Origin of the sequence: Candidatus Erwinia dacicola, assembly GCF_001756855.1 — a bacterium.
GTDB classification, from domain to species: Bacteria; Pseudomonadota; Gammaproteobacteria; order Enterobacterales; family Enterobacteriaceae; genus Erwinia; species Erwinia dacicola.
In genome coordinates, this window is the sequence record NZ_MAYS01000015.1 from 1 (window position 1) to 6,400 (window position 6,400).

At 55.2% G+C, this 6,400-nt stretch carries 5 protein-coding genes and 6 pseudogenes; 4 read left to right on the top strand and 7 right to left on the bottom strand.

The features are described 5' to 3' along the window. Positions 1-739: phosphatidylglycerophosphatase B (gene pgpB / locus BBW68_RS00295; protein WP_070133528.1), on the bottom strand; the 739-nt coding region annotated here is incomplete at its 3' end. Positions 740-819: 80 nt separating this feature from the next. Beyond that, positions 820-1,586, bottom strand: a pseudogene (locus BBW68_RS00300) (transposase). Positions 1,587-1,668: 82 nt separating this feature from the next. On the opposite strand from BBW68_RS00300, the gene tnpA reads away from it, so the two are divergent. The 3 genes and pseudogenes from tnpA to cueR all read left to right on the top strand — a co-directional run bounded on the left by tnpA (position 1,669) and on the right by cueR (position 2,827). Next, the gene (tnpA, locus tag BBW68_RS00305) at positions 1,669-2,085 is read left to right on the top strand and encodes an IS200/IS605 family transposase (RefSeq protein ID WP_070133531.1); all 417 of its coding nucleotides are present in this window, start codon (positions 1,669-1,671) and stop codon (positions 2,083-2,085) included. A gap of 54 nt (positions 2,086-2,139) precedes the next feature. After that, positions 2,140-2,328 (top strand): annotated as a pseudogene (locus BBW68_RS19305) (phage integrase); the annotation flags it as partial. 88 nt (positions 2,329-2,416) lie between these two features. After that, positions 2,417-2,827, top strand: a complete 411-nt coding sequence (gene cueR, locus BBW68_RS00310; protein ID WP_070133529.1) for a Cu(I)-responsive transcriptional regulator — start codon at positions 2,417-2,419, stop codon at positions 2,825-2,827. Here the strand turns inward: cueR and BBW68_RS00315 are convergent. The 5 genes and pseudogenes from BBW68_RS00315 to tesA all read right to left on the bottom strand — a co-directional run bounded on the left by BBW68_RS00315 (position 2,824) and on the right by tesA (position 5,978). Next, positions 2,824-3,276, bottom strand: coding sequence for an NfeD family protein (locus BBW68_RS00315; RefSeq protein ID WP_070133532.1), 453 nt, complete (start codon positions 3,274-3,276; stop codon positions 2,824-2,826). The genes cueR and BBW68_RS00315 overlap by 4 nt on opposite strands. A gap of 2 nt (positions 3,277-3,278) precedes the next feature. Then, on the bottom strand, positions 3,279-4,193 hold the full coding sequence (locus tag BBW68_RS00320; protein ID WP_070133530.1) for an SPFH domain-containing protein: 915 nt from the start codon (positions 4,191-4,193) through the stop codon (positions 3,279-3,281). A 125-nt stretch (positions 4,194-4,318) separates the two neighbouring features. Beyond that, positions 4,319-4,447 (bottom strand): annotated as a pseudogene (locus BBW68_RS19310) (thioredoxin domain-containing protein); the annotation flags it as partial. Between the two features lie 102 nt (positions 4,448-4,549). Then, positions 4,550-5,317 (bottom strand): annotated as a pseudogene (locus BBW68_RS00325) (SDR family oxidoreductase); the annotation flags it as partial. Between the two features lie 32 nt (positions 5,318-5,349). After that, positions 5,350-5,978: pseudogene (gene tesA, locus BBW68_RS00330) on the bottom strand (multifunctional acyl-CoA thioesterase I/protease I/lysophospholipase L1). Here tesA and BBW68_RS00335 point away from each other — a divergent pair. Continuing rightward, positions 5,949-6,400, top strand: a pseudogene (locus tag BBW68_RS00335) (ATP-binding cassette domain-containing protein); the annotation flags it as partial. The pseudogenes tesA and BBW68_RS00335 sit on opposite strands and share 30 nt — an antisense overlap.

Genomic DNA, 6,400 nt, shown 5'->3' on the forward strand with positions numbered 1-6,400 from the left:
GCTCCTGCTGCTCCTGCTGCGGCACGATGAGCGGGCCGCAGAAACGCTGGGCCAACCAGGTTGCTAGAGTGATGAACAGCCAGCTGATCAGCGTAGCGGTGATTAAATCAATTAACCAGTGCATCCCCAGCAGCAGGCGGCTGCCCATCACCGTCACCGCCCAACCAATCAGGATAACAATCGTTACAGTACGGCGGCGCGGCCACAGCAGGCCGACGCCAAGCAGCGCCCAGCTGGCGGCGAATATGCTGTGACCGGAAGGGAACGCAAATCCGGTTTCAAACGCCCAGTGCTTTTTCAGCCATTCGGGAAGTTGGGCATCGTTCGCCACCGCACTGCGCACCATTTCACAGCGCTGCTTACGCTTCTGTTCATAGAATTGCCGTTCATTGATGCCGTGGGTCTTTTCCAGCCACAGCACATAAGGCCGCGGTTCCTGCACCCCCTCTTTAATCACGCTCTTGGTATACTGGCCTGCTAGCAGCGTGCCCATGATTATTGTTAATAAGAATACGGCAGGCTTAAGGCGGAAACGCAGGCACCAGATAAACCATATACACAAAACCGCGCTGGTCAGCATGCCCCAAGGGCTGGTGACCGTTTCGGTGAACCAAAACAGAACCAGATGGCCTATTCCCATTTCGCCCGGCTGCCACTGCCAGCCATATAGCATCACGCCGAACGGCATAATCAGTAACAGCAGTGCGCCGAGAGTAGTGCGTTTTACGATATCAGCCATTTTGTTCCTTTACGCCTCTGTGATTGACAACAATGTATTGACATCCTCCCTGCCCTAAAAGACGGGGATTTCTACAGCGTTCAGACCGAAGCCTGAATCACCTCAGCGGGTTCCTGCTTCAACGGGCGGTCTGACTGCACTATCCCTCCATAGGCAAGCACGGTATGCCCTGCCGCTAAAATGTTACGAGCACCGTTAATATCGGCGTTCTCGGTATATCCGCATTCAAGGCACTGAATTTAACTTTGCGGCTTAACTGGCGCTGAAGCATTGCCAACTTGCGCTGGTTTGCTTTAAAGCTGTTGACTGGATGGTATACCGTGCCATCAGAAAGCATTGCTAATTTTGTGACTCCGGCATCCAGACCAACCATCGACTCAGCATTGTGAACGGCATCAGCTACTTCGTATTCCGTCTGGATACTGACGTACCATTTGCCGTATGACTGGCTGACCGTGACGTTTTTCACTTCGCCGGTGACTTCACGGCTATTGCGATAGCGTACCCGTCCCAATTTTAGAAGCGATATACGATTGTTGGTCTGATCGAGCTTCACGCCTTGCGGGTAGCGGAATGCATCGTTTGGGCCGCGTTTCTTGAAACGCGGGAATGAAGCACGCTTCTGGAAGAAATTTTTGTAGCCGCGCTCCAGATCTTTCAGTGACTGCTGCAACGGCTGTGATGGCGCGTCTTTTAGACATTGGGTTTCAGGGGCTGATTTCCACTCAATGAGCCATGAAACCATTTTTGTGTAAGGAATATACTTATTTCCAGCCTCAGAATTCTCATTCTGAAGCGCTAACACACGATTGAAAACGAAGCGACAAACCCCTGCAAAGCGCCGCATATCACGCTCCTGCTGACCATTTGGTCTTAACTAGAATTTGAAGGCTTGAAGTCGTTTCATGACTATTATTATACTTTGGTCTATGACAAAAGAAACTGATATTCGACGAGGAAGACACTGCGTTTTCCTGATGCATGTTCACTTGGTATTCGTCGCCAAATATCGACGACAGATATTTGATCTTGATGCCATCGAAAAGCTACGCAGCTACTTTGCCAGCGTATGCGCTGATTTTGATGTTGAACTGGTTGAAATGGACGGCGAATGCGACTATGTGCATTTGCTGATCAATTATCCGCCAAAACTGGCAATATCAAATCTGGTCAACAGTCTTAAAGGCGTATCCAGCAGGTTGCTTCGCCGTGACCGGTCAGATATCGCCCTACGCTATTACTACAAAGGCGTTCTATGGACACCGAGTTATTTTGCAAGCAGTTGCGGTGGTGCGCCGATTTCGATCATCCGACAATACATCGAGCAGCAGCAAACACCAAGTTAGTCGGAAAACCGCGCCTTATGTCCCCGCCCTGAAGGACGGGATTTTACGGTGCACCTGATAAAGGGAGGCAACATCATTGTTTTACAGCGGATATTGGGCCATGCGGATATTTCACAAACGATGGTTTATGCACACTTCGCACCAGATTATTTACTGGACGCTGTGAGTTATAATCCTCTCAGCGGAATGTCTACATTGTGTCCACACTCTGGAGGCAAAACGGGGGATTTGCGGGTTACTTAAGTATCTAACATACTGATTTGGCGCAGTACCTTACAGGGCTGCGCCTGTCATAATCCCACAATCAAGGGGAAGGTCAAAGGGGGAGATAATGAACATTAGCGACGTGGCAAAAAAAACCGGGTTAACCAGCAAAGCGATTCGTTTTTACGAGGAGAAAGGGCTGGTGACGCCGCCGTTGCGGACGGGAAACGGCTATCGCAGCTACAGTGCCAAACAGCTGGATGAGCTGACGCTGCTGCGCCAAGCCCGCCAAGTGGGGTTTAATCTGGATGAGTGCCGTGAAATGGTCAGCCTGTTCAACAGCCCGCAGCGCCACAGCTCTGAGGTGAAAACGCGGACGCTGAGCAAAGTGGCGGAGATTGAAGGGCATATCACCAAGCTGCAGCTGATGCGCCAGAACCTGTTAGATCTGGCCGCCAGCTGTCCCGGTGATGACGGGGCCGACTGCCCCATCATCGATCACCTCGCGGGTTGCTGCCACAGCGCCAAAAGCCGCTAGCCAGCGCGGCGCACCACGCGCAGCGTAATTCCCTCCACCGCCACCACGACGATGTGGGTTCCCGCAGGCAAATCTTCCTCCGCCTGCACACGCCAGTTACCGTCCCCGATGCGCACATGGCCGAAGCCGTTGACCAGCGGCGCATCCAGCGTTAGCTGGCGACCAACCATCTGCTGCCCGCGCTGGTTTAAGGTAGAAGGGGGCTGCTGGCGATCGCGGCCTTTCAGCCAGCTGTACCACCACAGCGCGGCGAGAATGGTCAGCACGGCGAAGCTCAGCTCCTGCCACGCCCACGGCATCGGCACCAGCCACACCAGCAGGCTGACCAGCACCGCCGCCACGCTGCTCCACAGCAGATAGCCGCTGGTGCCGAACATCTCGGCGGCCAGCAGCAGGCCGCCCAGCGTTAGCCACAGCGGCCATGGATTAGCAAACAGCTCATCCACCAGCATCAACGTTTACGCTCCGCTTTGCTTTCGCCCAGCAGCTCGCCGATCCCGGCGATGGAGCCCATCAGGCTGCTGGCATCCAGCGGCATCATCACCACTTTGCTGTTGCTGGAAGAGCCGATATTTTGCAGCGCGTCGGTATATTTCTGCGCCACGAAGTAGTTAATCGCTTGGATATCCCCGGAAGCAATCGCTTCGGACACCATTTTGGTGGCCTGCGCTTCCGCTTCAGCCCCGCGCTCACGCGCTTCGGCCGCGAGGAATGCCGACTGACGCTCGCCTTCCGCTTTCAGGATCTGCGACTGCTTCTCGCCTTCGGCGCGCAGGATCGCCGCCTGACGTACCCCTTCAGCTTCGAGGATATCGGCGCGCTTGGTACGCTCAGCCTTCATCTGCGCGTTCATCGACGCAATCAGTTCGGCAGGCGGGCGCACGTCGCGGATCTCAATACGGGTGATTTTGATGCCCCACGGGTTGGTGGCTTCATCGACAATATGCAGCAGGCGTGTATTAATGTTATCGCGCTGCGACAGTATCTCATCCAGCTCCATCGAGCCAAGCACGGTACGCATGTTGGTCATGGTGAGGTTGATGATCGCCAGCTTAAGGTTGCTGACCTCATAGGCGGCGCGCGCCGGGTCGACCACCTGAATAAAGCATACGGCATCGATGGTGACGCTGGCGTTATCTTTGGAGATGATCTCCTGCGAGGGGATATCCAACACCTGTTCCATCATATTGATTTTACGACCTACGCGATCCATAAACGGGATTACCAGATTCAGGCCAGGCTGCAGCGTATTGGTGTAGCGACCGAAACGTTCCACGGTCCACTGGTAGCCCTGCGGAATAATTTTTATCCCGGACCAGACAAGGATCAGTGCCAGAACGATAATGATGGGAATGACAGTCAACATAAAATAACCTCCGGATTGTTATTGTTGTAGGGGCCGATGGTGTTACGTGCCACCCCTGTCTGGCACGTGTGCCAACCGTGAAGGGTCGACCGGAAAAGAAGGTTAACCCTTACGGGTTCAGTGCTCTCCTGGGCTAGGCGGTCAAGCAGAGGTGTCAGATGCTCGCAGTGCTGGCTGTGGCCGGACTAGAAGTAGAACAGAACGGAGATCTGCATCGACCGTTCTAGCGTCTGGTGCAGGTTAGTTTCGTTAATCTCGACGCTCGCGGCTTATGGTGACATGAATTTCATCTCTTTAATGACTGATGTTGCTAATTGTATGGGGGCAGAGGCCGCAGCTTCAAGGCCCGTAGGATAATTCTGGCGTAATAACCGATCCATCATCCAGCCCGGCAGTAAACGGCGCAACGCGCTGAGCGCGTGTGCGACCAGCGTCAAAGGATAGCGCAGGCGCGGGCGGCGGCTCTCCAGCGCGTGCCGCAGCTTGGGCAGAATAGCCTTCGGCAGCAGCGTGAATCGCGCGGCAATGCCGGGGTCCTTCACCGGATGTTCCTGCTGAGACTGATGGCCGTTGTCAGTAAGGCGAGTGTAGATCGGGCCGAGCTCGATCAGGCTGACGCACACGCCGCGGGCGTGCAGCTCCATGCGTAACGCATCGGACCAAGCTTCCAGCGCATATTTACTCGCGGCATAAGCCCCGCGTTTCGGTGTGGAGATTAAGCCCATAACCGAGCTAGTATTGATAATGCACCCGCTGCCGCCGTTGAGTAATGCCAGCAGCAGGGTGGTGAGTTGGTGGGTGTCGAACAAGTTGGTGGCGAACTACGGCTCCAGCTGTTGGCGTGAGATCGACTGCAGCGGGCCATACAGCCCGAAGCCGCCGTTGTTAAACAGTCCGTAGAGATCGCCAGCGCACAGCGTGAAGATCTGCGCGGCGGCCCGCTCAACACTGGCAGCATCGTCAAGGTAGAGCAGCACGCCGCTGAAGCCCAGCTCGTTCATGCGCTCCATATCCTGCGGTTTACGGCAGGCGGCAATTACATGGTAGCCGCGCCGCGGCAGATCGTTGGCGCAGACCAGCCCGATCCCGCTGGAACTTCTGGTAATCACTATCGATTTTTGCATTTTCTTTAGCTGTTAAGGTACCCAACGCCGGGTCACTCATGCTTAACTAATGGTGCCAGTTCTTTCGCCATCAGTTCGGCAATAAAAGGTTGCGCCGCCGGATTCGGGTGGATGCCGTCATCCTGCACCCATTCCGGCTTCAGATAGACCTGCTCCATAAAAAACGGCACCAGCAGAATGGCATATTGCTTGGCTAATTTAGGGTAGATGGCGGCGAAATAGTCCGTATAGCGTTTGCCGTAGTTAGCAGGCAGCATCACCTGCATCAGCAGCGGCTGCGAGGCTGCGCGTTCGGGGCCTTCACCTGCGTAATATCTGGTTCAGATCCTGTTCTACCTGCTGCTGCAGGAAACTACGTAACCTGTCGTTGCCCCCCCAGCTCAATAAGTACCCAGCGCGGCTGATGCTGTTTCAGCAGCGCGGGAAGACGCGCCAGTCCCTGCGTCGCGGTACCGCCACTTATGCCACCGTTAACAATCAACGGCGACTTTTGCCACTTATCATTAAGTAACGCAGGCCATGTGGCCGTAGCGGACATGCGGTAACCAGCATTCAGACTGTCGCCCTGCACCAGCAGCGTATCTGCCGCCATCGCACGCAGCGTCATGAAGGCTAATAACAGGAAAGAGTAATGCCAGCGGAAAACATTCTTGAAGTTCATCGTCTTAGTAAGTCCGTCGGTCAGGGTGATCATCATCTTTCCATCCTTACCGGAGTTGAGCTGGTTGTCAAACCGGCTGAAACTATCGTGCTGATCGGCGAGTCGGGATCGGGCAAGTCGACGCTGTTCGGCATTTTGACCGGATGGGACGACGGTAGCGAAGGCGAAGTGCTGATGCTCGGCCAGCGGCTGCACAAGATGAACGAAGAGCAGAGGGCGGAGCTGCGGGCGAAAAACGTCGGCTTTGTGTTCCAGCCGTTTATGCTGGTGCTGACCCTTAACGCGCAGGAAAACGTCCAGCTGCCCGCCCTGCTGGCCCAGTGGGGTTAGGCGAGCGCCTGACGCACCTGCCCGCGCAGCTTTCTGGCGGGGAATAGCAGCGCAGGGCAGGCGCGCGCGTTTAACGGCGGTAGAGTCTTAGG